Source organism: Streptomyces sp. NPDC032822 (assembly GCF_055578825.1).
On the sequence record NZ_JBVIOL010000006.1, the window covers coordinates 80,210 to 106,221 of the forward strand.

The window sequence follows — 26,012 nt, forward strand, 5'->3', positions numbered from 1 at the left end:
CAACCCCGGCAACCCCGTCACTCCACGAACAGCCCCCGTGCCGCCGCCCCCGCGTCGAACTCCTCCAGCCGGGCCTGCGCGTCCGGCAGGTCGTCGCACATCGCCTCCAGCAGGACCCGGCCCAGCAGCATCGGCGCGCAGGCGGTGTCGAAGGCGAGCCCGGTGCCGACGGCCGCCGGCAGCAGCAGGTCGGACACCTTGGCGACCGGCGCGAACGCGGAGTCGGCGACCGTGACGACGGTCAGTCCCGCCTCCTTCGCGTACGCCAGCGTGTCCACGACCTCGCGCGGATGCCGGGGCAGCGCGAAGCACAGCAGGGTCGAGGCGCCCGCGCGGACGGCGGCGTCGATCCGGTCGTGGATCATCGTGCCGCCCTCGTTGAGCAGCCGTACGTCCGGATGGACCTTGGCGGCGAAGTAGGCGAAGCCGTACGCCTGGGAGGCCGCGGCCCGCAGGCCGAGCACGGGGAGCGGGCGGGAGGCGGCGAGCAGCCGTCCCGCCTTCCGCAGGGGGCGCGGGTCGGCCAGCACCTCCGCGAGGTGCTTCAGGTTCTCGATCTCGGCCTCGACGGCCTGCTGGTACTCGTTGTACGACGCGGCGGCCGCGCTCTGTTCGGCGGGCGCGACCTCGCGCAGGTGCTTGCGCAGGGCGGGGTAGCCGTCGAAGCCGAGGGCGACCGCGAAGCGGGTGACGGAGGGCTGGCTGACCCCGGCCAGTTCGGCCAGCTCCACGCTGGACAGGAACGGCACGTCGGCGGCCCGCCGCACCATGCTGTGCGCGATGCGCCGCTGGGTCGGCGTCAGCCGGTGCCCCTCGAACAGCGCCTGCAGCCGGGCGGCCGGACTCTCCGGCAGGGCCCCGCGCCCGTCCGGCGCGCCCGCGCCGCCACCCCCGTTCACCGCACCCGCCCCGGCGCCCCTGCCCGTGTCCGCACCCGTCCCCGTGTCCACGCCGGTCCCCGTCTCCGTCTTCGTGTCCGCGCTCATGCCTCGCTCCCCCTCCAGATCTCCGTGAACCGGTCGAGCAGTGCGGCCGCGGCCGTCACGTCGTGTGTGAGCGGCCGGTCGGCCGGGTCCTCGTCGAGCAGTGACTCGGCGAGTTCCAGCGCCCGGCCGACCGGAAGGTCCGGTTCGGGCTTGAGGCCGCGCTGCCGCAACGCCCGGACGGCGGCGACGAGTTCGCAGCCGACGACGAGACGGTACGCGCCGCACACGCGCAGTGTCTGGCGGGCGGCGAGCGAGGCGAAGCTCGCCTGTTCCTCGACGCCCCGGGAGAGTACAGCGTGCCCCAGGGAGGCGGGCGCGGAGAAGGCCCGCAGGTCGCCGAGGGCGGCACCGGCGGCGTACTCCAGGATCATCACGCCGGAGGAGGCGGGCTCCGGGTCGGCGAGGAAGGGCCGCAGCCGGGTGAAGCCGGGCTCGTTCAGGGACGACAGCCGGGACGTCGACAGTCGTGCGACCTGGGTCATCGCCAGCCTGAAGTGGTCCAGGGCGAGGGCAAGTTGGGCCTGGTAGAAGCCGCCGTGGTGGTAGGCGGCGAGGTCCTCGGGGCAGATCAGGGGGTTCTCGGCGGCGGCGTTGATCTCGATCCGCAGCACCTCTTCCAGGGCGTCGGCCGCGTCGTGGGCCGGGCCGTGGATCTGGGGCAGGCAGCGGAAGCCGTAGGGGTCCTGGATCCGGCCGAGCGGTGGGGTGGGCCGGTCGGCGGCGCCGATCAACTCCCGCATCAGGCGGGCGACTTCGCTGGAGCCGCGGTGCGGGCGGGCGGCGTGCACGGGAGCGGCGTAGGCCTCGTGCGAGCCGTCGACGGCGAGCAGGGAGAGGGCGCCGACGACCTGGGTGGCCTCCAGGAGTCCGCGCAGTTCGTGCAGGGCGAGGGCGGACTGCCCGAGGGTGAGGGCGTTGCTGCTGATGAAGGCCAGGGCGTCGTTGTTGTCGAGGGGCTGCGGTTCGGGGGCGCCCGCGCCCCGCCAGGGATGTTCGCCGGCGAGGGCGAGGCCGGCCTGGGCGAGGGCGGCGATGTCGCCGGTGCCGACCGAGCCGAACTCGTTGACGACCGGGTGGGCGCCGCTCTCCAGGGCCTCGCACAGGGCCGTGACGACGGTGGGCCTGAGGCCCGCGCCGCCGGCCAGCAGCTGGTTGGCGCGGACGGCGAGCATGGCGCGCACCTGCCGGGCGGGGAGTTCCTCGCCGATGGCGCCGGCGTGGCTGCGCAGCAGTCGCAGGCCGTGTTCGGTGGCCGCCTCGGTGGGCACGTCCTCGTTCCGGTTGGCGCCGACGCCGGTGGAGCGGCCGTAGACGCGGCCGGTGGCGGCGATCCGGCGGGCGGCGTCCCAGGCTCCCTCGACCCGTCGTGTCGCCTCGCTGTCCGGGACCGGCCGTGCGGCGCCGTCGGCGAGCCGCACGACGTCCGCGACGCCCAGCCCGACCCCGTCGAGGACCACGAGACCGGAGCCCATGACCGTCGACCTGTCCACGATCCGAGACGACATCAAGGACAAACTCCCCTCAAAGCGGACTTTCGATCTTGCCCTTCGGTCATCCGTTACCTCGGATTAACACCGAACCGTTGACAAGCTATTCAGTTACGGAGAACTCTGCATGACGTTATACAGCCGGGCAAGGGACAACTCATGATCCAGTTCGACGCGGTCCACAAACGCTTCCCCAACGGCACGACAGCAGTCCACGATCTCTCCCTGGAGATGCCGGAAGGCGGCGTGACCGTCCTCGTCGGATCCTCCGGTTGCGGCAAGACGACCACCCTGCGCATGGTCAACCGGATGGTGGAGCCGACCTCCGGCACCATCCGGGTCGGCGGCAAGGACGTCACCCGCCAGGACGCGGCCGAACTGCGCCGCTCCATCGGGTACGTCATCCAGCAGTCGGGCCTCTTCCCGCACCGCACGGTGCTCGACAACATCGCCACCGTGCCGCTGCTGCTGGGCCACGGCCGCCGCCGGGCGAGGGCCCGCGCGGCCGAACTCCTCGAAACCGTCGGCCTCACCGCCGAGTCCGGCCGCCGTTACCCGCACCAGCTCTCCGGTGGCCAGCAGCAGCGGGTCGGCGTCGCCCGCGCGCTCGCCGCCGACCCGCCGGTCCTGCTCATGGACGAGCCCTTCGGCGCGGTCGACCCGGTCGTCCGCGCCCAGCTCCAGGACGAACTGCTCAGACTCCAGAAGGAGTTGAACAAGACCATCGTCTTCGTCACGCACGACATCGACGAGGCGGTCCGGCTCGGCGACCGCATCGCGGTCTTCCGCACCGGCGGCCACCTCGTCCAGTGCGCGGCGCCCGCCGAACTCCTCGCCCGCCCGGCCGACGACTTCGTCGCCGACTTCCTCGGCGCTGAGCGCGGCCTCAAGCTGCTCTCGCTGACGACCCTCGCAGACGTCCCGCAGGGCCCGGCCCCCGAGGGCGGCACCTGGACCCTCACCCTCGACGCGGCACGCAAGCCGCTGCACTGGGCGTCGAAGGACGCCGAGATACCCGTACGGCCGCTCAGGGACACCGACTCCCTGCTGGCCGCACTCGACGAGTCGGTCGCCTCCCCCACCGGCCTGATCGCCCGCGTCGACGCGGACGGCGTCCTCACCGGCGTCTCCTCCCGCGACGACATCCACGAGCACGCGGGCCGGGCGCACACGGATGCCCGGGTCACGGCATGACCGTCGACTGGTCGTGGATATCCGGCCACACCGACGACCTCACCACCCTCACGGTCTCCCACCTCCAGGCGGCCCTGACCGCGGTCCTCCTCGGCCTGCTGATCAGCCTTCCCCTCGCGGTGGTCGCCCACCGGGTCCGTTTCCTGCGCGGTTTCCTGCTCGGCGCGTCGAACGTCCTGTTCACGATCCCGTCGATCGCGATCTTCGTGCTGCTGCTGCCGGTCAGCGGCCTCACCCGCACCACGACCGTCATCGGCCTGACCGTCTACACCCTGGTCGTGCTGCTGCGGAACACCGTCGAGGGCCTCGACTCGGTGCCCGCCAGGACGAAGGAGGCCGCGAAGGCGATGGGCACCCGCCCCCTGCGCACGCTCCTCACCGTCGAACTCCCGCTCGCGCTCCCCGTGATCATGGCGGGCGTCCGGATCGCGACGGTCATGTCGATCTCCCTGGTCTCCGTCGCGACCTACATCGGCGACGGCGGCCTCGGCCAGCTCTTCACCGACGGCTTCCAGCGCAACTACCCGACCCCGGTGATCGTCGGAGTGGTCCTCACCCTCCTGCTCGCCGTGGTCGCGGACGCCCTGCTGGTCGCCCTCCAGTACGTCCTCACCCCGTGGAAGAGGCGGCGAGCCTGATGTACGAACTCTTCGAGAACCTCGGCGGCTGGCTGACCGACGGCACCGTGTGGTCCGGCTCCGACGGCATCGCCCACCGCCTCGCCGAGCACCTCCAGTACTCGCTGCTGGCCACCCTCATCGCCACCGCCATCGGCCTGCCGCTGGGCCTGCTGATCGGCCACACCGGCCGGGGCGCCTTCGTCGCGATCAACCTGGCGTCCTTCGGCCGCGCCCTGCCGACCGTGGGCCTGGTCGTCCTGGTCTTCCTGGCCGGCGGCCTGTCGATGCTGCCGGTGTACGTCGCCCTCGTCGCCCTCGCGGTCCCGGCGATCGTCACCAACACCTACGCCGGGATGACCGCCGTCGACCCGGACGTGAAGGACGCGGCCCGCGGCCAGGGCATGCGCGGCCACCAGGTCCTCTTCCAGGTGGAACTGCCCCTCGCCCTCCCGCTGATCATGACCGGCCTGCGCCTCGCGCTGATCCAGGTGGTCGCCACGGCCACCATCGCCGCGTACGTCTCCTTCGGGGGCCTGGGCCGCTACGTCTTCGACGGACTCGCCCAGCGCGACCTGGTCCAGGTGCTCGGCGGCGCGGTGCTGGTAGCCGCCGTGGCCGTCGTCCTCGACCTGGCCCTCTCCGGCCTGCAGCGCTTCCTCTTCCGCCACCGCACCGCCTAGGGAACCCCGCCATGAATCGTCGTACCCTCCTCGGCGCTCTCGCCGGAGCGGCCGTCACCGTCCCCGCCCTCTCCGCCTGTTCCAGCGGCATCACGTCCCTCGACAGCCAGGGCTCCACCTCCGGCGGCAGCGGCTCCAGCAAGGGCGGTGTCACCATCGGCACCGCCAACTTCACCGAGAACCAGGTGCTGGGCTATTTGTACGCGGCCGTCCTGGAAAAGGCCGGTGTGAAGACGAAGGTCCGCCCCAACCTCGGCACCCGCGAGATCCTCATCCCCGCCCTCAAGGGCGGCGACATCGATCTCCTCCCCGAGTACCAGGGCGCCCTGCTGCACTACCTCGACCCGAAGGCGACGGCGACCGAGGAGGGCGCGATGCAGAACGCCCTCGCCGTCGCCCTCCCGGCCGGCCTCCAGGTGCTGCCGTACGGCATGGCCGAGGACTCGGACGCCTTCGTCGTCACGCGGGAGACCGCCAGGAAGTACGGGCTGACCTCGCTGGCCGACCTCAGCAAGCAGAACGGCAAGCTGGTCATCGGGGCCGCGCCCGAGGTCAAGACCCGCCAGGTCGGCGCGGTCGGCCTCAAGGACGTGTACGGAGTGGAGTTCAAGGAGTTCAAGTCCCTCGACTCCTCCGGCCCGCTGGTCAAGGGCGCCCTGCGGAAGGGCGACGTCGACGTGGCGAACCTCTTCACCACCGACACCGACATCGTGGCCAACGACTGGGTCGTCCTCACCGACCCGAAGAACCTCATCCCCGGCCAGCACGTCGTCCCCCTCATCGCCGACCGCAAGGCCGACTCCACGGTCCGCAAGGCCCTCGCCGAACTCGGCAACATCCTCACCACGAAGCAGCTCACCGAGCTCAACCGCCAGGTCGACAAGGACAAGAAGGACCCGGAGAACGTGGCGAACGCGTACGCGAAGCAGCACGGACTGGCGTGAACGCACCGCGGGCCGCGACCGGACGAACCGGCCGCGGCCCCGACCCGCCGTACCCGTGTCAGTGGACGGTCGTCCGCTCCCGGGGCGCCGTCAGCGCCGGCGCGAGGACCAGCAGGACGACCAGGGCGGTCAGCGCCCAGAAGGCACCGTCCCCGGAGTTCCCGGCCGCCGGTCCGGTCGCCCCGGAGTGGGACGAGGCGGCCAGCAGGGCGGTGAGCGCGGCGATGCCGTTGACACCCACCGCCGAGCCGACGTTGCGCAGCATGGTCGCCGCGGACGTCGCCACCCCGAGCTGCTCGACGGGGGCCTGGTCCTGGAGCAGGGCCAGCGTCGCCGCGGTGACGGCGCCGGTGCCCAGGCCCGCGGTCGCCCCGGCCAGCCAGGGCAGTACCCCGGTCGCGCTGCACACCGTGCCGGCCAGCAGCGCCAGCGAGCCGACGACCATCGGCGGCCGGTTGCCGCGCCTGGAGACCATGCCCCCGGTCACCGCGCTGCCCAGCACCCAGCCGACCGCGGAGATCCCGACGACGACGGCGACCTTCGTGGTCGAGGCACCCTGCGCGGCGAGCCGCACCGGCAGGACGGTCACCGTCGCGTACATCACCACGCATGCCCCCACGGTGGCCAGTGCGGCGCCCGCGGAGGGCGTCCGGGCGAAGACCTGCCGCGGCACGAGCGCCCCGCCGAAGCGGCGCAGCAGCGCCAGCACCCCGAGGCCGACCACCACGGCCGCCGTCCCGCCGACCGCGCCGAGCCCGAGCGAGGAGCCCTGCAGACCGGCGAGGACGAGCACGGAACCGCTGGTGACCAGCGCGTACTCCAGGCCGGGGAAGCCCCGCGAGGGTGCCGGGGCGCCCGCTGCCCTGCCCGGCCGGGCGGGCAGGGCGAGGGACACGGCCAGGACGACGAGGACGCACAGCGGCACGTTCAGGAAGAACACCCAGCGCCAGCCCCAGGCCCCGGTGATCGCGGCGCCGACGACGGGACCGAGCACCGCGGCGATGCCCCAGACCATGCTGAGCATGCCCTGGGCCGCCGCCCGGCGCTCGGGACCGTAGAGCCGCCCCACGAGCACATAGCTGGAGACGACGAGCGCGCCGGCGGCCAGGCCGTGCACGACCCGGGCCGCCACCAGTGCCCCGAACGAACCGGCGAACCCGGCCGCCGCGGAGGCGGCCAAAAACGCCAGGGTCGCGCCCACCGCGAGCACCCGGTCGTCGAGCCGGTCGGCGATCCAGCCCGCCAGCGGGGTGCCGGCGACCTGCGCCAGCATGAACCCGGAGACCAGCCAGGCGTAGCCGCCGCCCGAGCCGCCGCCGACGTCGGCGAGGACGTCGGGCAGGACCGTGCCCATGACGGTGGCGTCCATCGCGGCGAGCAGCAGGGCGAGCACCGCGGCGGCCACACCGAGCCGGCCCGCCAGGGCGCCGGCCCGCGGCGCGGTCGCCGGACGGCTCACGTCCACCGCCGAGGAGGTCACAGCGCGCTCCCCGGGACCGTGGCGGACAGCAGGGGCGCGTCCGCGCGGTGGACGCGGCCGACGCCGGCGAACGCGGTGATCAGCTCGCGCAGTTCGTCGTCGAGCACCTCGTCGACGGTGTGCAGGGTGCCGTCGGCCGCGAACAGCCTCTCGCCGAAGCCGATCGTCATCCTCAACTGCACGGCCGCGGACGGGTTCCCGGTGACGAAGTCGACGCCGAGCGCCTCGGTCGTCGCCTCCTGGAAGGCCGCCGCGAGCCGCCGGTTGAGGTCCTCGATCCCGGCGAGCAGCACCCGTACCCGGGCCTGCTGGTCCTCGGTGAGCGCCGGGTAGAGCAGCTTCATCGCCACGTGGTCGATCTTGACGTGCCGGGCCTCGTCCAGGCCGTGGGTGTGCAGCAGGCGCGTGAAGAACCGGTCGCGCCGGGGATCGAGGCTGTCGGTGCGGTGCTCGAAGACGGTGATGACGGACTCGCCGACGTAGGCCGAGCAGCACAGCGCGACGAGCTTCACATAGGGGTGGTCGTCGGTGCGGAAGACGTCGAGCCGTTCGTCGAACAGGGACTTGTACACCCGGGGTTCGACGCCGGTGAGCGCACGGACGTAGCGGTAGAACGTGTTGGCGTGCTGGATCTCCTCCGCCGCGAAGCAGGAGAGCGCGTGGTGCAGTTCGTGCCCCGTGTTGACGGGGTCGCGCAGGTCGTGGAGCTGCCCCAGGACCAGGGCCATGACCGCGCTGACGTGGCGTTCGATCTCGGCCAGCTGGGCGAGTTCCTTGGTGATGTAGGCGACGGCCCCGGCCTCGTGGCCGCTCTCTCCGTAGGCGACCGTCGACAGGTACGCCAGCTCGTCCGGGGTGGCGGCCTCGGACCAGTCGAAGGCGTTCGGGTGGAAGGTGTTGACGTGCGCGAGCCGGGTCACCGAGGCGAGTTCGGCCCGTACCGCGTCCGCGATGTCCGCGAACTGCCCGGCTGCCGTGGTCTGTTCAGGCGTGGTCATGGGCCTGCTCCTTCTCGTACTCCTTGTAGCCGTCCGGGACGCCGATGGTGATGTCGTGGATGCGCACCCAGCCGCGGGCGATGAAGTCGCTGTCCCGCAGCCCCTCGACGAAGTGGTAGTAGGCCTTCAGGTCGTCGGTCTCGATCAGCAGGAAGTCGGAGTAGTCGGCGGCGAACGCCTCGGCGTCGAAGTGCCGGACGGTGAGCCGGTCGGCGTACGGGGCGACGATGTCCTTCTGGAAGACCTCCTCGTACCGGCCGCGCTCCTCGCGGGTGAGCCGCAGCCAGGAGGCGTCGAACTGGTAGCGGATGACGATGCCGTAGTTCATGGTCAGCTCCTGGCGTAGCTCTGCGAGTTGAGGATGGTGCGGTCGGGGTCGGTGATGGCGCGGCGGCCGTGCATGACCCGGGAGTTGTCGATCAGGACGATGTCCCCGTCCTGCCACGGGATGTTCTCGGTGACGGCCTCGGTGACCTTCGTGTACTCGGCGACGAGGTCGTCGGGCAGGGGCGAGCCGTCGGCGAAACGTATGTCCGGCGTCTCGTAGTTGAAGGAGGGGCCGAGCAGGCTGTTGGCCCAGGCGGTGCGCGTGGACCACTTGGTGGGGTGGGCGGCGTACACCTGGTAGTCGTAGTGCAGGCTGCCGTCGGCGTTCTCCCGGAACTCCACCGTCGAGCCGGGGTTGGCCTGCTCGTACAGGTCGGCGACGGAGACGTCGTCGGGGCCGCGGCCGTCGCCGGCCATGAACGCGGCGAGGCGGCGCCACAGTTCGGCGGGCACGGTACGGGCGTACCGGACGGGCTGCGCGGCGAAGGCGTCCTTGGCCCGGTCGGAGAGCGCGTCCCAGACGCGGTAGCCGTCGCAGACGGTGGTCTCGGAACCGGACCGGGCGGCCTTGACGCAGTGGAACCAGAGCAGTTCGGGCGCGTACGGCGTGCCGCCGTTCTCCAGGTGCAGGCCGATCGGGTCGTGACCGGAGTCGACCTTCTGCGCGGCGGAGCCGTGGAAGACGCGGGCGGGGTCGAGCGTGGTGCGCGAACTGTACTGCTGCACCAGGTCGTTGAAGTCCTCCACCGTGGGCTGGAAGCCGCGGATCAGGAGGTGCCCGGCGTCGGCCAGCAGTCCGTCGAGTCCGGCGTCGAAGAGTGCGGCGAAGGAGGCGCCGGCGGTGTGTCCGGGGTTCGGGGCGATCATCATGCCGTCGCCGACGGACGTCAGCCGCAGGGCGTTGTGGGTCCGCTGGTTGTTCCGAGTGGTCAGGGCAGCGTTCATCTCATCCCCCATGAGTTGGGATCTGCGTGGGTGTCGGGTGTGTGCGTGTTCGGGTGGTGCGTGTCGGGTGCGGTCAGTGGGCGCGGGCCGGTTCGGCGGCCCGCACGAGTTCGGCGAGGATCAGGTCGCGCCGGGGGCGCCCGGTGACGGTGAAGTACCGCTCCCGCAGGGCCGTTTCGTCCGGTACGGCGATGAAGTGCTCGGGCCGGTCCGTCTCCGCGAGGTGCCCTGCCGCGTAGGCGCGGGCCTGCCGTACCGCCGCTCCGTCGGCGGCGGCCGTGGCGTCCGAGGTGACGAGCAGCGCGGTGAGGTACTCCATGCCGTCACCGAAGAGCACCGCGTCGACGACGGCGGGGCAGGTCCGCAGCCGGCCCTCGACCCACTCCGGGGAGACGTTCCGGCCGTGGCTCGTGATGATCACGTTCTTGAGCCGGCCCAGGATGCGGATGCTGCCGTCCGGGTCGATCTCGGCGCGGTCGCCGGTGTGCAGCCAGCCGTCGGCGTCCACCGGGCGGCTGGTGGGGTCCTCGACGGTGTAACCGGCGAACAGGGAGGTGGACTTCACGAGGAGTTCGCTCTCGTCGGAGAGCCGTACCTCGCAGTGCGGCAGGGGCAGGCCGACCGTGCCGGGCCGCCAGTGCGCGGTGGTGTTCCAGGAGACGACCGAGCTGTTCTCGGACAGCCCGTACCCCTCGTGGACGCGCAGTCCCGCCGCGTCGAGGCGGAGCAGCGCGGCGGCGTCGACCGGTGCGCCGCCGGCCATCAGGAACGGCCGCCGGCCGGGCCCGAACAGGGTGTCCGCGTCGGCTCCGCTGCCGGCCACCGCCTTGTCCAGCGCGCTGACCACCGCGGGCGGCAGCACCGCCGCGGTGGGGCGGCCCGCACCGAGCCACTCCAGCGCGTCACCGGCCCGGGAGCCCGCGGTGCCGAGCAGGGCGACCGAGTCGGGCAGCAGCACCATGCGGCCGCCGCGCAGGATCGGCAGATAGACGGCCGTGACCTGCTCGATCAGCAGGCTGAAGGGCACCAGCGAGAGGTAGCGGTCGAAAACGCCGGGCGGGCAGACGGTGTGCAGCGAGTCGAGGAGCGCGGCGAGTCCGTGGGCGCGGATCCGCACACCCTTGGGGGCACCGGTCGTCCCCGAGGTGTGGATGATCTTGACGACGCGGTCGGCCGCGTCCGGGGCATCGCCCGGCACCCCGGGGTCACTCGCCCCGTCCGCCCCGTCCGCCCCGTCCGCCCGGTACGGCGTGACGTCGATGACGGTCACCGACTCGGCCAGGCCCCACTCCTCGATCCGGCGGGCGCCCGCCGCGTCCACCAGGCACACCCGGACGTTCCGCAGCAGGGACGCGGCCTGCTCCGCCGAGAAGGCGAGCGGGACCGGCACCTCCACCCACTCCCCGAGGAGCAGCGCGAGGTCGGCGGCCACCCACTCGGGGCCGTTGCCCGCGACCAGGCCGACCGGGGTCCCGGCGGGGGTGTCCCGGGCGGCCGGCACCTGCCGGATCGCCTCGCTCCAGGCCCGCGTCTCGCCGTAGGTGAGGGTCCGCGGGGGCGAACCGTCGTCGGAGAGCTGTTCGACGAGGGTGCTGTCCCGGTTCCCGGGCGCGTACAGCGCCTCCAGGACGGCCTTCACCGCGCACCCGCCGGCTCGGCCAGGGACGCGGGCCGGTCCCAGGTGACGGCGAGGTGGTAGCCCAGTTCGGTGCGGGTGCTGATCTCCGCGCCGAAGTGCCGTACGTCGACGTATCCGGCGATGGGACCGGCGTCGTAGTAGGTGCCCCAGCGGCCGTGCTGCTCCGGGGGCAGCCGGTCCTCGCGGGCCGGCGTGACCGGGGTGAAGCGGATGCCTATGCGGGCCAGCAGGGCGGCCAGTTGGCGGGTGATGGTGCACATGATGAACTCGGCGCCGTTGCACCAGCACAGGGCGGGCAGCATCCGTACCAGCGCCAGCCCGGCTCCCGCCTCGACGGACGCCAGCGGTCCGATCTCGACCAGGGCGGTCGGCTCGCACACCGTGCCGGCCCGCTCGGCGAGGGTGTCGGCGGCGGTGGCACCGAAGTAGTTCTCGATGAGCAGCGGACGTGATCCGCCGTAGGTGAGTCCCGCGCAGGCCACCGGTGTCGTCTCGGGGCCCTCGTCGGGCGTCAGGGCGACGTAGCAGTCGGGCGAGGGCTCGATACGGGCCTGGTAGTCCCGCGCGTAGCGCGTTCGTGCCAGGTCCCCGCATGCCTCCCACAGGGCACTCCCCCTGCGGGCGATCGTGATGCGCATGTCCCCTCCGTTTCACGGTCGCCTGCTCGTGTCCGGCAGGCACGCATCACGTTATGACTACTGGTCAATTTTTGACACCCTGTTCAAGTAAGGGGGCAGTAAGAACCTGTGGGCGTCCCTCACGCGCCCTCGGCACCGGAACCCACCACATCGTTGACGACCTGCTGGATCTGCGTCAGCTCCTCGGCCTCCAGCCGCGGCCAGCCGAGCCCCTCGACCATGGCGGCCAGCACCTGGAGCCGGTCCCGGAGACTGCCCTCCGCGGCCCACAGGAACCGGCGGGAGAGCAGGTGCATCGCGGCGTAGCCGAGGATGTACGACCGCAGCGCGTCGACGGCCACGGCGGGCTCCAGCCGCGGGTTGTCGTACGGCCCCTCGGCCACCGCACGCTCCACGACCGAGCCGACCACCTGGGCCATCTGGGCCTCGACCAGGTCACGCCGCTTCAGCCGCGCCTCGGACGCGGCCTCGCACACCGCGTCGGTGCGGGCGGTGATGCTGCACTCGAACAGGACCGGGGCCACCTCCGCGTGCCGCATGTAGGCGAGCATCAGCGCGTACAGCGCCTGCACACCGCCCCACGCCAGGTCGGCGATCGCCTGGTAGTAGCGCAGTTGCCGGCGGGCGCTCTCGGCGGACAGCTCGATGAGCAGGTCCTCGCGACAGGTGAAGTGGTTGTAGATGGTTCCCTTGGAGTACCCGGCCAGGTCGGCCAGTTTTCCGAGGGTGAGATTGTGGAAGCCGTCCCGCTCGACCATGTCGAGCGCCAGCCGGACCAGCAGCTGGTCACGTTCGGCGACCTCTTTGGCTTTCCTCTGAACCGTACGCATGGGCGTCAGTATGGATGACGACTCGTCGAATATCGACACTTGGTCAAATATTCTCCCCGGTGGCCCCACCACAGCTCCACACGGACAGCTCCACACGGCACGGCCCGCAAAGAGGGGGGATATCCCCAGTGCGACGGGACGCCGGCCTGCCTACCGTGGATCTCATGACCGGAATGGACGCGCGGGACACCGAACTCAAGAAGGAACTCGACGCCACCCTGCAGGCGCGCAGGGAACTGGGTGTGGAGTACGAGTCCGCGCTGGTCGACTCGTTCATGGAGAAGGTCGACCAGCGGATCGACGGCGCGGTGGAGCGCCGGGTGCGACGGCAGATGGCCGAACACCAGATGGTGGCGGCCCGGGGTTCCCGGTCGCCGCAGCCCACCGACTCCTGGGGGGAGCGCTTCGGCTTCGGCATCGTGTCGCTGGTGCTGGCGATCCCGCTGTCCGCGATCGGCGGCGGCGTGGGTCATCTCCCGGGCCTGCTGGTCGCCTGGATCGGCATCGTCGGGGTCAACGCCGTACAGGCCGCCCGCAGCAACCCCGGCCTGTTCCGCGGCCGGCGCCCACGCTCCTCCCAGGACAGCGACTGGGAGGACTGACCGGGAGGCGTTCGGAGAAAGCTTGCGCGGGGACCGCCGCACCCCCGTTGCCGGGGGGCGGGACGACGGCGGTCCCCGCGAAGGACGCGGGCCGGGTCAGGGCCAGGCCGGCGCGTCCAAGGCGTCGGTGGAGGTCCGGGAGCCGCTCCGGAGGTCCGTGACGCCGTTTTGGTGTCGGCCGGGGCGGGGAGCCGCTCCCGCCCTGCCGACATCCACCAATGTGCCGGACCCGTGTTAAGCGTGTGCTGCGTGGACGTGACGCGCTCGTACCACTTCTGCGAAGTCCACGATCCGGACGGGGAACCGGGCGGGAACGCGGGCGGGAAACCGCAAGTTCGCCTCGCCCACGCCCGGTTCGCCGGACGTTCCCCGCCCGGAAGGGCGCCCGGCCCCTACTTCCCGCCCCTGGCCAGGAAGGCCAGCAGGTCCTGGCGGCTGATCACGCCGGTCGGCTTGCCCTCGACGAGGACGATCGCCGCGTCGGCCGCGCCGAGGACGGTCATCAGGTCGCCGACCGGTTCGCCGGAGCCGACCTGGGGCAGCGGGGCGGACATGTGCTTCTCCAGCGGGTCGCCGAGCGAGGCCCGCTGTGTGAACAGGGCGTCGAGCAGCTCGCGTTCGACCACGGAGCCGACGACCTCGGCGGCCATCACGTCCGGGTGACCGGCGCCGGGCTTGACGATCGGCATCTGCGAGACGCCGTACTCGCGCAGCACCTCGATGGCCTGGCCGACGGTCTCGTCCGGGTGCATGTGCACGAGGGACGGGATCGCGCCGTGCACCTTGTCGTCGAGCACGTCGGCGACGCGGGCGCTGGGGCCCTCGTCCGCGAGGAAGCCGTAGTCGGCCATCCACTCGTCGTTGAAGATCTTGCTGAGGTAGCCGCGCCCGCTGTCGGGGAGGAGCACGACGACCACGTCGTCCGGGCCCAGCCGCTCGGCGACCCGCAGCGCGGCGACGACGGCCATCCCGCAGGAGCCGCCCACCAGAAGGCCCTCCTCCTTGGCCAGCCGGCGGGTCATCTGGAAGGAGTCCTTGTCGGACACCGGGACGATCTCGTCGGCGACGGTCCGGTCGTACGCGGTCGGCCAGAAGTCCTCACCGACCCCCTCGACGAGGTACGGCCGTCCCGATCCGCCCGAGTAGACGGAACCCTCGGGGTCCGCGCCGACGACCTGCACCCGGCCGTCACTCGCGTCCTTCAGGTAGCGGCCCGTCCCGGAGATGGTGCCTCCCGTGCCCACGCCCGCGACGAAGTGGGTGATCTTCCCCTCGGTCTGCTCCCACAGCTCGGGGCCGGTCGAGTGGTAGTGGGAGAGCGGGTTGTGCGGGTTGGAGTACTGGTCGGGCTTCCACGCGCCGGGCGTCTCACGGACCAGCCGGTCGGAGACGTTGTAGTACGAGTCCGGGTGCTCGGGGTCCACGGCGGTGGGGCAGACGACGACCTCGGCGCCGTAGGCACGCAGCACGTTGATCTTGTCGGTGCTCACCTTGTCGGGGCACACGAAGACGCACTTGTACCCCTTCTGCTGGGCCACGATGGCCAGCCCGACACCGGTGTTGCCGCTGGTCGGCTCGACGATCGTGCCACCGGGCTTGAGCGCGCCGCTCTCCTCCGCCGCCTCGATCATGCGCAGGGCGATGCGGTCCTTCACGGAACCGCCCGGGTTGAAGTACTCCACCTTGGCCAGGACGGTTGCCCGAATGCCCTTGGTCACGCTGTTGAGCCTCACCAGCGGGGTGTTGCCGACGAGACTGATCATCGAGTCGTGGAATTGCACCGTTGTCTCCGGATGCTTGCAAAAGAAGTGGTCGTGATTGGTTCCGCCAGCCTATGGCCTCTCCGCGACCCTTGACGGTCGTTCACTCCCCGTTGAGATTGGGCGACCGTCCGTACGGGGCAAGGAGTGGTTGTACGGACACGAGGAGGTGGCGGCGGCGCATGACGCACATGTCGAGGGCGAGGGTGGCCCGGCGGATCGCGGCCGGGGCCGCGTACGGCGGCGGCGGGATCGGGCTGGTCGGGGCGGCGGCCATGGGGCTGCTGCTGGCGGAGATGCAACTGGCCAAACGCCAGGTGGGCAACGGGACGTCACCGCACGTCCCACAGGCGGAGGGGCGGTACGGCAGTTCCTACACCCTTCCCGGCGAACCGGCCCTGCGCCTGGTGCTGCTGGGCGACTCCACGGCCGCCGGACAGGGCGTCCACCGGGGCGGCCAGACACCGGGCGCGCTGCTGGCATCGGGCCTGGCGGCGGTGGCGGAACGCCCGGTGGAACTCCGTAACGTCGCCTCCCCCGGGGCCTGCTCCGACGACCTGGACCGCCAGGTCGGCCTGGCCCTGGCGGATCCGGCCCGGTTCCCCGACGTCTGCGTGATCATGATCGGCGCGAACGACGTGACCCACCGGATGCCGGCCACCCGCTCGGTGCGCCATCTGTCGGCGGCGGTACGACGGCTGCGCACGGCCGGCGCGGAGGTCGTCGTGGGCACCTGCCCCGACCTGGGCACCATCGAGCCGGTGCAGCAGCCGTTGCGCTGGCTGGCCCGCCGGACCTCCAGACAGCTGGCGGCGGCCCAGACGATCGGCGCGGTCGAGCAGGGCGGCCGTACGGTCTCGCTCGGCGACCTGCTGGGGCCCGAGTTCGCGGCGAACCCGCGAGAGCTGTTCGGCCCGGACAACTACCACCCCTCGGCGGAGGGCTACGCCACGGCGGCGATGGCCGTCCTGCCGTCGGTGTGCGCCGCGCTGGGCCTGTGGCCGGCCGAGGAGGAGCGTCCGGACGCCTCCCGCCGCGAGGGCTTCCTGCCGGTGGCGCGGGCCGCCGCGGAGGCGGCGTCGGAGGCGGGCACGGAGGTCGCCGCCGCGATGTCGACGGGCCCCAAGGGGCCCTGGGCACTGCTCAAGCGGCGTCGGCGGCGGCGGGTGTCGGTGACGGAGCCCGAGACCCAAGCAAGCGCTTAGTAAATTGCGGCCAGAGTCACACCGCCAGACCCGTGACCGAGGCCATACGTACGGGTAACTTCCCACACAGCCCTGCCCGCCCACTGCCCGCACCACCAGCTCAGCCCCGCCCCGCCCCGCCCGTACTCCCACCCGCCGCCCGACCACCGCCCCTCAACGAGGCGCTACGCGCCGCCCCTGCTTGTCTGGAGCCGTCATGCCCGAAGCCGTCATCGTCTCGACCGCCCGCTCCCCCATCGGCCGCGCCTTCAAGGGCTCCCTCAAGGATCTGCGCCCGGACGACCTGACCGCCACGATCATCCAGGCCGCCCTCGCCAAGATCCCCGAGCTGGACCCGCGGGACATCGAGGACCTGATGCTCGGCTGCGGTCTGCCCGGCGGCGAGCAGGGCCACAACCTCGGCCGGATCGTCGCCGTGCAGCTGGGGATGGACCACCTGCCCGGCTGTACCGTCACCCGCTACTGCTCGTCCTCGCTCCAGACCAGCCGCATGGCCCTGCACGCCATCAAGGCCGGCGAGGGCGACGTCTTCATCTCGGCCGGCGTCGAGATGGTCTCCCGCTTCACCAAGGGCAACTCCGACAGCCTCCCGGACACGCACAACCCGCTCTTCGCCGAGGCCGAGGCCCGCACCGCCGAGGTCGCGCAGCAGGAGGGCACCTCCTGGCACGACCCGCGCGAGGACGGCCTCGTGCCGGACGCCTACATCGCGATGGGCCAGACCGCGGAGAACCTGGCCCGCATCAAGGGCGTCACCCGCCGGGACATGGACGAGTTCGGCGTCCGCTCGCAGAACCTCGCCGAGGAAGCCCTCAAGAACGGCTTCTGGGAGCGCGAGATCACCCCGGTGACCCTCCCGGACGGCACGGTCGTCTCCAAGGACGACGGCCCGCGCGCCGGCGTCACCCTGGAGGGCGTCGAGGGCCTGAAGCCGGTCTTCCGCCCCGACGGCCTGGTCACCGCCGCCAACTGCTGCCCGCTGAACGACGGCGCCGCCGCGGTCGTCGTCATGAGCGACACCAAGGCCCGCGAGCTCGGCCTGACCCCGCTCGCCCGCATCGTCTCCACCGGCGTCTCCGGCCTCTCCCCCGAGATCATGGGCCTCGGCCCGGTCGAGGCGTCCCAGCAGGCCCTGCGCCGGGCCGGCCTCACCATCGACGACATCGACCTGGCCGAGATCAACGAGGCGTTCGCCGCCCAGGTGATCCCCTCCTACCGCGACCTCGGCATCGACCTCGACAAGGTGAACGTCAACGGCGGCGCCATCGCCGTCGGCCACCCCTTCGGCATGACCGGCGCCCGCATCACCGGCACGCTCATCAACTCCCTCCAGTTCCACGACAAGCAGTTCGGCCTGGAGACGATGTGCGTCGGCGGCGGTCAGGGCATGGCGATGGTCATCGAGCGCCTGAGCTGACCGACCGGCCACGGCGTCAACCCGCTGTAGCCGTACGGAGACCCAGCGTCACCCTTGAGCCCGGAACCCTTGAACCACCAGGGTTCCGGGCCTATTTGTGATCCAATCTCCCCCAGGATGTGACCTATCTCCCTTCGAAAAGGGATTCGCGCAGGTCAGACCTACTTCAGCCCTATCCACCGGGCCCAAAGTCCTGTCCGTTTCGTGACGTTACGCACTGACAGCGGGTTAGTCCGCCCTTCAAGCTGATGTAGGAAGTCGGGGGTCGACTTTGAACCGGGAGTACGTCAGTGAGCGCCATGCCGATCGCCTTGCTGGTCACCACGGCCGCCACCGGTGCCGTGGGCGTCGCCGTCCTGCGCACCCTCATGGTGCTGCGCCGACAGTTCGCCGCCCTGCACGCGGAGCTCGTCGAGAACAACGCCGCCGCCGCGCGGGGTCTCGTACCGGCCGCCCGCAGCTCCGCCGACGTCGACGGCATACGTGCCGCCGTGGCCGAGGCGCTCGCCGAGGAACGGGAGCGGGAGCTCGCCGAGGCGCGGGCGTTCTGGGCCGCCCAGGAGGCCCGTGACGCCTCCGACGCGCCCTCGCTGCTGGGTCTTCCCGACAGCGAGCTGTTCCTGCCCAGGCAGGCCGATTTCGTGGGTCTGGAGCACCTGGAGCCGGTCACCGAGTCCGGCGCGGACGCCGACGAGTTCGCCGGGGAGTCCGCGGAGCTGGCCGCGGCCCGCCGCCGCCACCCCTCGCACCCGGACTTCGTGCCGGTCTCCTCGCCGATCGTGAACGACCACGAGCGCACGGTGGCCACCCTGGAGGAGCTCGCCTCGTCCCGGACCGAGCTGGCCGACGTCCGCCCGGGCCCGCTCGGCACCCTCGACGTCTACGTCTTCGCCGACGGCACCACCCTCTGCATGACCCCGGGCCACCGCGAGACGGCGGAACGCCTGGCCGCGGCCCTGAACGCCGGCGAGACCCCCACCCTGCTGGGCGGCTCCGGCATCTCGGGCGCCTACACGCTGACCTTCGCCTGCGGCGAGGAGAACGTGTACATCCTGGCGGACCGGGTCATAGCGTCCCTCTAGAGCCGACGCCGGAGCCGGCACCGGAACCCGGAGTCGGGGCCGGAGCCGAGACCCGGACCGGGGGCCGGGCTCACACACCCGCCCGCTTCTGCGCCTCCTCCACCAACCGCACAGCCTCGTCGACCTGGTCCTCGTCCGTCAGTACGAGGGCCAAGTCATGTACGGCGACGGTGATTTGGTCGGCCGCGGCGAACATCCCCGCGTCCGGCATCTCCCGCGGCTCGGCGCCGGGCTCCTCCACCCGCTGGGCCCGGCAGGCGAACTCCCTGGCCAGTCCCAGCGCCTCCGCGGCGGCGCCCCGTTGCAGTCGGGACTGCGGCGCCGCGCGCAACCGGTCGGCAAAGTGATCCACGGCTCGGGTCAGACGCGTCGTATCCACCACGGCGCGAGCCTACGCGCCGCTGCGGGACTGTTGCCAACAGGCGAACGCTCAGGCACGGTGACCTGAAGGACCGGCTTACATCCCCTTTGCGTCCGGAGGCGCCGATGTCCCACGTCCTCTCCGAGGAGACCCACCGCAACATGCTCGCCCGCATCCCTCACTGCACCGGTCGTGAAGTGTCCGACTGGCTCCGCACCGTAGAAGAAGGCCCCTCCCTCTTCCGCTTCGAGGAGAAGGTCAGCTGGCTCCGCCACGAGCACAACCTCGCGTACGGCCACGCGAAGGCGATCATCCACGAGTACGACCTGAGGAGGGCCGCGCGCAAGTTCGCCTAGGCGCGCACGGAGACGACTCCCGCACACGTCGAAGGGCCCCGGGTGACGCACACCCGGGGCCCTTCCGTGACGGTCGCGGCGCGCTAGTCGCTGCTGTTGAGGATCGCGATGATCCTCAGGAACTCCATGTAGATCCAGACCAGCGTCAGCGTCAGGCCGAAGGCCGCCAGCCACGCCTCTTCCTTCGGGGCACCGTAGGCGATGCCGTCCTCGACCTGCTTGAAGTCGAGGGCGAGGAAGCAGGCGCCGAGCAGGATGCCGACGACACCGAAGATGATGCCGAGCGGGCCGCTGCGGAAGCCGAGGCCGTCACCGCCGCCGAAGACGGCGAACAGCAGGTTCACCGCCATCAGCAGGACGAAGCCGAGCGCGGCGGCCATCACGAAGCCGTAGAACCGGCGGTTCACGCGGATCCAGCCGGCCCGGTAGGCCACCAGCACACCGGCGAAGACCGCCATGGTGCCGATCACGGCCTGCATGGCCGCGCCGTCCGCGATGCGGTTGTCGACGATGTTGGAGACGACTCCGAGGAACACGCCCTCGAAGGCGGCGTACGCCAGGATCAGCGCGGGCGAGGCCTTGCGCTTGAAGGACTGGACGAAGGCCAGGACCATGCCGATCAGCGCGGCACCGATGCCGATGCCGTACGACCGGCTGATGTTCGCGTCGTCGATGGGCAGCAGCGCCCAGGAGAGCGCGGCCGTGACGATCAGGACGCCGAGGGTGGTGCCGGTGCGCAGGACGACGTCGTCGATCGTCATGCCCCGGGTACTGGCCGGGGCCTGCGGCGGTGCGCCCTGCTGAAGGTCCTGCTGCGCGTACGGGTTCTGCGCGTACGGGTTGCCGGCCTGCGGCTGCGCGGACGGGGTGCCCTGGGTACCCACGGCTGCGCCCCCGGCCTGCGGCGCGGTGTTGAAGCCCGCGTAGCCGTTGTCGCGGCTGAACCCCCGTCGCGAGAAGACCGGGTTGCTGCTCCTCATTTCACTCCTCCATGGCCACCCTGCGTGGCCTTGGCTCAAGAGTAATAGGTAGGCAAAGGAATGACCCTAGTGCTTGGGGAGGATCTTTCCCTCGTCTTGGTCGGGAACACGCTACGCGGGCGGGTGATTCCCGACACCCGAGGGGTGGCCCGGAGGCCGGCGGCGGGCCGAGGGCCCGGGAGGTCGCCCGGGGCGCTCAGTCGAACGCGAAGCCCGTGTAGCCCTCGGCGAGGTCCGTCTCGGCGGCCCGGGAGGATGTGATCCGCTCCAGGCGGGCCAGCTGGAGGCGGTCCTCGAAGGGAGTGGCGTCGGGGGCCCGGTGCAGCAGTGTCGTCATGTCGTAGGAGAACCGCTCGGCCTGCCAGACGCGGCGCAGGCAGGTCGCGGAGTAGGCGTCGAGCAGCTCCGCCGAACCGGTCTCCTTCTCGTGCGTCAGGGCCCTCGCGAAGGTGACGACGTCCCCGACGGCGAGGTTGAGGCCCTTGGCCCCGGTGGGCGGCACGATGTGGGCGGCGTCACCGGCCAGGAAGAGGCGGCCGTGCCGCATGGGCTCGTGGACGTGGGAGCGCATCGGGGTGACCGACTTCTGGGTGACGGGACCGCGCGCCAGACGCCAGTCGTCGTCGGTCGCGAAGCGGCGCTCCAGCTCGTCCCAGATCTCCTCGTCGCGCCACGCCTCGGCGTCGGTGCCCTCGGGCACCTGGAGGTAGAGGCGGGAGACGGACGGGGAGCGCATGGACAGCAGGGCGAAGCCGCGGTCGTGCCGGGCGTAGACCAGCTCGTCGTGGGAGGGCGGGACGTCGGCGAGGATGCCGAGCCAGCCGAAGGGGTACGTCCGCTCGAAGGTCCGGGACACCGAGGCGGGGATCGCCTTGCGGGCCACGCCCCAGGAGCCGTCGCAGCCGACGACGTAGTCGCACTCCAGGACGTCCTCCTCGCCGCCCGCACGGCGGAGGCGGACGCGCGGGCTGTCGGTCTCGGCGCCCTCGACGGCCAGCGCCTCGGTCTCGAACAGCAGCGGCCCGCCCTCCTCGATCTGGAGGGCGATGAGGTCCTTGCACACCTCGGTCTGGGCGTAGACCGTCACGGACCGGCCGCCGGTGAGGGCGGGGAAGTCGACGCGGTGGCGTTTCCCGGCGTACCGCAGCTCGATGCCGTCGTGGCGCAGCCCCTCGCGGTCCAGGCGTTCGCCGGCACCGGCCGCGCGCAGCACGTCCACCGTGCCCTGCTCCAGGATTCCGGCCCGCTGCCGCTGTTCGACGTAGGCACGGTCGCGGCTCTCCAGGACGACCGAGTCGATGCCGGCGTTGTGGAGCAGCCGGGCGAGGAGGAGGCCGGCGGGGCCCGCTCCGATGATGCCGACGGTGGCGCGCATGGGGCACCCTCTCTGTTCGTACGGTACGGCTGTGCCTACCGGGCGCGCCGTTCATACCGTGCGCGCTGTTTACGCTGTTCGCGTGGTGAAGTTTTCTTCACTATCCTGCGCACATGAGTCTCCGACCGCCATACGTCCGCTGTCAACGGTCGCGCGGTTGGAGTCTTCGATGGACGGTGCAGGTGTCGGAAGTGCCCGGAGCCGGACTTGAACCGGCACGCCCGCGAAGGGGCAGCGAGGTTTAAGCTCGCCGTGTCTGCATTCCACCATCCGGGCAGGCCGAGGGCTCCGCGTCGAAGGTCCCGAGCCTATCGGGATACGTCCCTCGATCAGCGGATGGACGGCCCGATGTTGTCTTATTTTATTGACGTCTGAGGGTGCATCAGCCCATGGAACAGTCCATCCGCACTTGCCAACAGCCTGTCGCGCGACCGACGGCCGCGCATGCGGAATGACGGAATTTCACCGTCTGAACGAGGACGCTCCACCTGTTCTCGACGTGACCGTCCCCGTGCCCGTCCCCGTGCTCGCGCACATGACCTTCCGCAGGGCCTTCCCCTGGCCCTCCCCATGACCTCGGGTATGACCTTCCTCAGGGGTGGTGGTCATCCCCAGGTATGACGGCGCGGGGTGAGGTCCGACCCGAGACTGTCCTCGGAACCGGAACAACGGGTGACTACACGGCCCTCCGCGGCCGAGACGATGGGTGTCGTCCCTCCGATCACACCTCGTCCACCTGGAGTGCCTTCTCGTGACCACCGCATCCATCGCCGGCCGGGCCACCGCCGTGGCCGCGCGCGCCACGGATCTGTCGAAGATCTACGGACAGGGCGAGACCCAGGTGGTCGCCCTCGACCGGGTCTCCGTCGACTTCCGGCAGGCCGAGTTCACCGCGATCATGGGCCCCTCCGGCTCGGGCAAGTCCACGCTGATGCACTGCGTGGCCGGCCTCGACACCTTCTCCTCCGGCTCCGTGCGCATCGGCGACGCCGAGCTCGGCTCGCTGAAGGACAAGCAGCTCACCAAGTTGCGGCGGGACAAGATCGGCTTCATCTTCCAGGCGTTCAACCTGCTGCCGACCCTGACGGCCATGGAGAACATCACGCTCCCGATGGACATCGCGGGCCGCAAGCCGGACAAGCAGTGGGTGGACTCCGTCATCGCGATGGTGGGCCTCGCCGACCGGCTCGGTCACCGTCCCTCCCAGCTCTCCGGCGGCCAGCAGCAGCGCGTCGCCGTCGCCCGGGCGCTCGCCTCCCGGCCCGACATCATCTTCGGCGACGAGCCGACCGGAAACCTCGACTCGCGCTCCGGCGCCGAGGTGCTGGGCTTCCTGCGCAACTCCGTGCGGGAGCTCGGGCAGACCGTGGTGATGGTGACCCACGACCCGGTGGCCGCGGCCTACGCGGACCGGGTGGTGTTCCTGGCGGACGGCAGGGTCGTCGACGAGATGTACGGCCCCACGGCCGACAAGGTTCTCGACTTCATGCGGCATCTTCCCGGGGGCGGTAACACCCGCGGCTCCGCCGCGGGCTCCCAGACCTCCGAGTTCGACGCGAAGGGCCGTACCAGCTGATGTTCCGCACTGCCCTGCGCAACGTGTTCGCGCACAAGGCAAGGCTCCTGATGACCGTCCTCGCCGTGATGCTCGGCGTGGCCTTCGTGTCGGGAACCCTGGTCTTCACCAACACCATCTCCGAGGCCTACCAGAAGAGTTCGGCCAAGGGCTTCGACCAGGTCGACGTGGCCGTGGAGCCCACGTACCAGGAGAGTGAGGGCGACACCGTCGGCAAGGAGCCCGAGCTGACGCAGGCCCTGCTCGACGAGTCCGCGAAGGTGCCGGGGGCCGCCTCCGCCATCGGCGTGGTCAACGGCTTCACCGCCATGGCCGACAAGGACGGCAAGCTGATCGGCGGCGGCTTCCAGTCCCAGGGCGGCAACTACTGGGGTGCCGAGGACCCCCGGTATCCGCTGGCCGAGGGACACGCCCCGAGCGGCGCGAACGAGGTCCTCATCGACTCCGAGACCGCCAAGCGCGCCGGGTACCAGGTCGGCGACACCGTGCGGATCTCGGTGGACGGCCCGGTCCTCGACCCGAAGATCACCGGCATCTTCACCACCGACGACGGCAATGTCGCCGCCGGCGGCAGCCTCGCCCTCTTCGACACCGCCTCGGCCCAGCAACTGTTCGGCAAGAAGGGCACGTTCGACCAGATCGACGTCAAGGCGAAGCCCGGTGTCAGCCAGGCGGCGCTGAAGGCGGAGCTGGACAAGGCGCTGCCGAAGGACCTCGTCGAGACCACCACCGCCCGCCAACTGGCCGACGCCCAGGCGAAGATGATCTCCGCCTCGATGTCCGGCCTCAAGCAGGGCCTGCTGGTCTTCGCGGGCATCGCGCTCTTCGTCGGCACGTTCATCATCGCCAACACCTTCACCATGCTGGTCGCCCAGCGCACCAAGGAACTCGCGCTGCTGCGGGCGGTCGGCGCCTCGCGCCGGCAGGTCACCCGCTCCGTGCTCATCGAGGCGTTCGTGGTCGGCGTGGTCGCCGCGGTGACCGGTCTGATCGCCGGTATCGGCATCGGGGCCGGGCTGCGGTCCCTGATGGGCACGCTCGGCGCGACCGTCCCGGACGGCCCGCTGGTCATCACGCCGGGCACGGTCGGCGCGGCCCTCGCGGTGGGCATCCTGGTCACCATGCTGGCGGCCTGGCTGCCGGGCCGCCGGGCGGCGAAGATCCCGCCGGTGGCGGCGATGAGCAGCCTGCACGCCGCGGCCACCACCAAGTCGCTGGTGCTGCGCAACACACTGGGCGCGCTGTTCTCGGCGGCGGGCGTCGCGGTCGTCCTCGCGGCGACGACGATGTCCGGCTCGGACGGCCAGGCCCCCATGGGGCTCGGCGCGGTCCTCCTGATCATCGGCGTGTTCATCCTGACCCCGCTGCTGTCCCGCCCGCTGATCGCGGCCACCGCCCCGGTGCTGCGGGTGTTCGGCGTCTCGGGCAAGCTGGCCCGCCAGAACTCGGTGCGCAACCCGCGCCGCACGGCCGCCACCGCGTCCGCGCTGATGATCGGCCTCACCCTGATCACCGGAATGACGGTGATGGCGGGCAGCCTGCAGAAGTCGATCGACAAGATGGCGGCGTCCGCGATCAAGGCGGACTACGTGGTCTCCATGGCGAACGGCAACCAGCTCTCCCCGGACGTCGCGAAGAAGCTGGAGCGGGTCGACGGCGTCACCGCCACCAGCCCGCTGCGCAACGCGCCCTCCCGCATCGGCGGCGAGACCGAGTACCTCACCGGTGTCACGGGCGGCACCATCGCCCGGCTCACCGACCTCAAGGTCGACAGCGGCTCCTTCAAGGTCGGCGGCAGCGACGTCGTCATCGACGACAGGACGGCGAAGTCGCGTGGCTGGAAGGCCGGTTCGAGCTTCACCGTCTCCTACGAGGACGGCAAGAAGCAGAAGCTGACCGTCGCGGGCGTGTACGAGGGCAACGAGATGATCCAGGGCATCATGCTGGACAACGCCACCCTCACCCCGCACCTGAGCGACCCGGCCGACATGCAGGTGATGGTCAAGACGTCCGACGGCACGTCGAGCGCGACGAAGGACAAGCTGGAGAAGGCCCTCGGCACCAACCCGGCCATCAAGGTCCAGGACAAGAAGGACCTCTCCAACGACATCGCGCAGATGTTCACGCTGATGCTGAACATGCTCTACGGCCTGCTCGCCATGGCGGTGCTCGTCGCGGTCCTCGGTGTCATCAACACCCTGGCCATGTCGGTCTTCGAACGCTCCCAGGAGATCGGCATGCTCCGCGCGATCGGCCTGGACCGCAAGGGCATCAAGCGGATGGTCCGCCTGGAGTCCCTGGTCATCTGCCTCTTCGGCGGAGTGCTGGGCCTCGGCCTCGGCGTCTTCTTCGGCTGGGCGGCCGGCGAACTCATCGGGACGAGCATGTCGACGTACGAACTCGTCCTGCCGTGGGCGAGGATGGCCCTCTTCCTCCTCCTCGCCGCGACGGTGGGCGTCCTGGCGGCCCTGTGGCCGGCCCGCCGGGCGGCCCGGCTGAACATGCTGGCGGCCATCAAGTCCGAGTAGCC

24 protein-coding genes and 1 tRNA gene are annotated in these 26,012 nt (G+C 71.3%); 11 read left to right on the forward strand and 14 right to left on the reverse strand.

Annotation, left to right across the window (positions count from 1 at the left end):
• Nucleotides 1–17 precede the first annotated feature (17 nt).
• Nucleotides 18–986, reverse strand: coding sequence for a MurR/RpiR family transcriptional regulator (locus ACZ5VD_RS18410; protein ID WP_468682714.1), 969 nt, complete (start codon nucleotides 984–986; stop codon nucleotides 18–20).
• Nucleotides 983–2,491: an aromatic amino acid ammonia-lyase gene (locus ACZ5VD_RS18415; RefSeq protein ID WP_468682715.1), complete on the reverse strand. Its 1,509-nt coding sequence runs from the start codon at nucleotides 2,489–2,491 to the stop codon at nucleotides 983–985. Before ACZ5VD_RS18415 ends, ACZ5VD_RS18410 begins: the two co-directional genes overlap by 4 nt.
• Nucleotides 2,492–2,632: 141 nt before the next feature.
• On the opposite strand from ACZ5VD_RS18415, the gene ACZ5VD_RS18420 reads away from it, so the two are divergent.
• The 4 genes from ACZ5VD_RS18420 to ACZ5VD_RS18435 are packed head-to-tail and all read left to right on the forward strand — an operon-like array spanning nucleotide 2,633 to nucleotide 5,911.
• Nucleotides 2,633–3,667 (forward strand): ABC transporter ATP-binding protein, encoded by a 1,035-nt coding sequence (locus ACZ5VD_RS18420; RefSeq protein WP_468548838.1) that lies wholly within the window; start codon nucleotides 2,633–2,635, stop codon nucleotides 3,665–3,667.
• Complete coding sequence (locus tag ACZ5VD_RS18425; RefSeq protein WP_468548839.1) at nucleotides 3,664–4,305, forward strand: ABC transporter permease; 642 nt, start codon at nucleotides 3,664–3,666, stop codon at nucleotides 4,303–4,305. Before ACZ5VD_RS18420 ends, ACZ5VD_RS18425 begins: the two co-directional genes overlap by 4 nt.
• Nucleotides 4,305–4,967, forward strand: coding sequence for an ABC transporter permease (locus ACZ5VD_RS18430; RefSeq protein ID WP_468682880.1), 663 nt, complete (start codon nucleotides 4,305–4,307; stop codon nucleotides 4,965–4,967). The genes ACZ5VD_RS18425 and ACZ5VD_RS18430 overlap by 1 nt, the downstream gene beginning before the upstream one ends.
• An 11-nt stretch (nucleotides 4,968–4,978) precedes the next feature.
• A complete protein-coding gene (locus tag ACZ5VD_RS18435; RefSeq protein WP_468682716.1) occupies nucleotides 4,979–5,911 on the forward strand; it encodes an ABC transporter substrate-binding protein in 933 nt (310 codons plus the stop codon).
• Between the two features lie 58 nt (nucleotides 5,912–5,969).
• Here ACZ5VD_RS18435 and ACZ5VD_RS18440 read toward each other — a convergent pair whose 3' ends face one another.
• From ACZ5VD_RS18440 to ACZ5VD_RS18470, 7 genes are all read right to left on the reverse strand, one after another.
• Nucleotides 5,970–7,391, reverse strand: a complete 1,422-nt coding sequence (locus ACZ5VD_RS18440) for an MFS transporter (protein WP_468682717.1) — start codon at nucleotides 7,389–7,391, stop codon at nucleotides 5,970–5,972.
• Entirely contained in the window at nucleotides 7,388–8,389 is a 1,002-nt protein-coding gene (locus tag ACZ5VD_RS18445) for a ferritin family protein (protein WP_468548842.1), read from the reverse strand. The genes ACZ5VD_RS18440 and ACZ5VD_RS18445 overlap by 4 nt, the downstream gene beginning before the upstream one ends.
• The gene (locus tag ACZ5VD_RS18450; protein WP_468548843.1) at nucleotides 8,376–8,717 is read right to left on the reverse strand and encodes a darcynin family protein; all 342 of its coding nucleotides are present in this window, start codon (nucleotides 8,715–8,717) and stop codon (nucleotides 8,376–8,378) included. The genes ACZ5VD_RS18445 and ACZ5VD_RS18450 overlap by 14 nt, the downstream gene beginning before the upstream one ends.
• 2 nt (nucleotides 8,718–8,719) lie before the next feature.
• Entirely contained in the window at nucleotides 8,720–9,661 is a 942-nt protein-coding gene (locus ACZ5VD_RS18455; RefSeq protein ID WP_468682718.1) for a TauD/TfdA family dioxygenase, read from the reverse strand.
• A 73-nt stretch (nucleotides 9,662–9,734) separates the two neighbouring features.
• Entirely contained in the window at nucleotides 9,735–11,300 is a 1,566-nt protein-coding gene (locus tag ACZ5VD_RS18460) for an AMP-binding protein (protein WP_468682719.1), read from the reverse strand.
• Nucleotides 11,297–11,938 (reverse strand): thermostable hemolysin, encoded by a 642-nt coding sequence (locus ACZ5VD_RS18465; RefSeq protein ID WP_468548846.1) that lies wholly within the window; start codon nucleotides 11,936–11,938, stop codon nucleotides 11,297–11,299. Before ACZ5VD_RS18465 ends, ACZ5VD_RS18460 begins: the two co-directional genes overlap by 4 nt.
• A gap of 119 nt (nucleotides 11,939–12,057) precedes the next feature.
• Nucleotides 12,058–12,768 (reverse strand): TetR/AcrR family transcriptional regulator, encoded by a 711-nt coding sequence (locus ACZ5VD_RS18470; protein WP_468548847.1) that lies wholly within the window; start codon nucleotides 12,766–12,768, stop codon nucleotides 12,058–12,060.
• 173 nt (nucleotides 12,769–12,941) lie between these two features.
• Between ACZ5VD_RS18470 and ACZ5VD_RS18475 the strand changes: the two genes are divergently transcribed.
• Nucleotides 12,942–13,370 carry a hypothetical protein gene (locus ACZ5VD_RS18475; protein ID WP_468549208.1) on the forward strand — a complete coding sequence of 143 codons (429 nt, stop codon included), beginning with the start codon at nucleotides 12,942–12,944 and terminating at the stop codon, nucleotides 13,368–13,370.
• Nucleotides 13,371–13,762: 392 nt separating this feature from the next.
• Here ACZ5VD_RS18475 and ACZ5VD_RS18480 read toward each other — a convergent pair whose 3' ends face one another.
• On the reverse strand, nucleotides 13,763–15,151 hold the full coding sequence (locus ACZ5VD_RS18480) for a cystathionine beta-synthase (protein WP_468548848.1): 1,389 nt from the start codon (nucleotides 15,149–15,151) through the stop codon (nucleotides 13,763–13,765).
• Between the two features lie 161 nt (nucleotides 15,152–15,312).
• On the opposite strand from ACZ5VD_RS18480, the gene ACZ5VD_RS18485 reads away from it, so the two are divergent.
• The 3 genes from ACZ5VD_RS18485 to ACZ5VD_RS18495 all read left to right on the forward strand — a co-directional run bounded on the left by ACZ5VD_RS18485 (nucleotide 15,313) and on the right by ACZ5VD_RS18495 (nucleotide 18,834).
• Nucleotides 15,313–16,335 carry an SGNH/GDSL hydrolase family protein gene (locus ACZ5VD_RS18485; protein ID WP_468682720.1) on the forward strand — a complete coding sequence of 341 codons (1,023 nt, stop codon included), beginning with the start codon at nucleotides 15,313–15,315 and terminating at the stop codon, nucleotides 16,333–16,335.
• 196 nt (nucleotides 16,336–16,531) lie between these two features.
• Nucleotides 16,532–17,752, forward strand: coding sequence for an acetyl-CoA C-acetyltransferase (locus ACZ5VD_RS18490; protein WP_468548850.1), 1,221 nt, complete (start codon nucleotides 16,532–16,534; stop codon nucleotides 17,750–17,752).
• A 299-nt stretch (nucleotides 17,753–18,051) separates the two neighbouring features.
• Nucleotides 18,052–18,834, forward strand: coding sequence for a hypothetical protein (locus tag ACZ5VD_RS18495; RefSeq protein ID WP_468549209.1), 783 nt, complete (start codon nucleotides 18,052–18,054; stop codon nucleotides 18,832–18,834).
• A gap of 70 nt (nucleotides 18,835–18,904) precedes the next feature.
• Here ACZ5VD_RS18495 and ACZ5VD_RS18500 read toward each other — a convergent pair whose 3' ends face one another.
• A complete protein-coding gene (locus ACZ5VD_RS18500) occupies nucleotides 18,905–19,216 on the reverse strand; it encodes a hypothetical protein (protein ID WP_468548851.1) in 312 nt (103 codons plus the stop codon).
• A gap of 104 nt (nucleotides 19,217–19,320) precedes the next feature.
• On the opposite strand from ACZ5VD_RS18500, the gene ACZ5VD_RS18505 reads away from it, so the two are divergent.
• Entirely contained in the window at nucleotides 19,321–19,551 is a 231-nt protein-coding gene (locus ACZ5VD_RS18505) for a DUF4287 domain-containing protein (protein ID WP_030040937.1), read from the forward strand.
• 83 nt (nucleotides 19,552–19,634) lie between these two features.
• Here ACZ5VD_RS18505 and ACZ5VD_RS18510 read toward each other — a convergent pair whose 3' ends face one another.
• From ACZ5VD_RS18510 to ACZ5VD_RS18520, 3 genes are all read right to left on the reverse strand, one after another.
• Nucleotides 19,635–20,531, reverse strand: a complete 897-nt coding sequence (locus ACZ5VD_RS18510; protein ID WP_468548852.1) for a Bax inhibitor-1/YccA family protein — start codon at nucleotides 20,529–20,531, stop codon at nucleotides 19,635–19,637.
• A 196-nt stretch (nucleotides 20,532–20,727) separates the two neighbouring features.
• A complete protein-coding gene (locus ACZ5VD_RS18515; RefSeq protein WP_468682721.1) occupies nucleotides 20,728–21,906 on the reverse strand; it encodes a 4-hydroxybenzoate 3-monooxygenase in 1,179 nt (392 codons plus the stop codon).
• Nucleotides 21,907–22,098: 192 nt separating this feature from the next.
• Nucleotides 22,099–22,182, reverse strand: a tRNA-Leu gene (locus ACZ5VD_RS18520).
• Nucleotides 22,183–22,657: 475 nt separating this feature from the next.
• Between ACZ5VD_RS18520 and ACZ5VD_RS18525 the strand changes: the two genes are divergently transcribed.
• Together ACZ5VD_RS18525 and ACZ5VD_RS18530 are read left to right on the forward strand one after the other, a co-directional pair.
• Nucleotides 22,658–23,482: an ABC transporter ATP-binding protein gene (locus tag ACZ5VD_RS18525; protein WP_468548854.1), complete on the forward strand. Its 825-nt coding sequence runs from the start codon at nucleotides 22,658–22,660 to the stop codon at nucleotides 23,480–23,482.
• Complete coding sequence (locus ACZ5VD_RS18530; RefSeq protein WP_468682722.1) at nucleotides 23,482–26,010, forward strand: ABC transporter permease; 2,529 nt, start codon at nucleotides 23,482–23,484, stop codon at nucleotides 26,008–26,010. The genes ACZ5VD_RS18525 and ACZ5VD_RS18530 overlap by 1 nt, the downstream gene beginning before the upstream one ends.
• Nucleotides 26,011–26,012 lie beyond the last annotated feature (2 nt).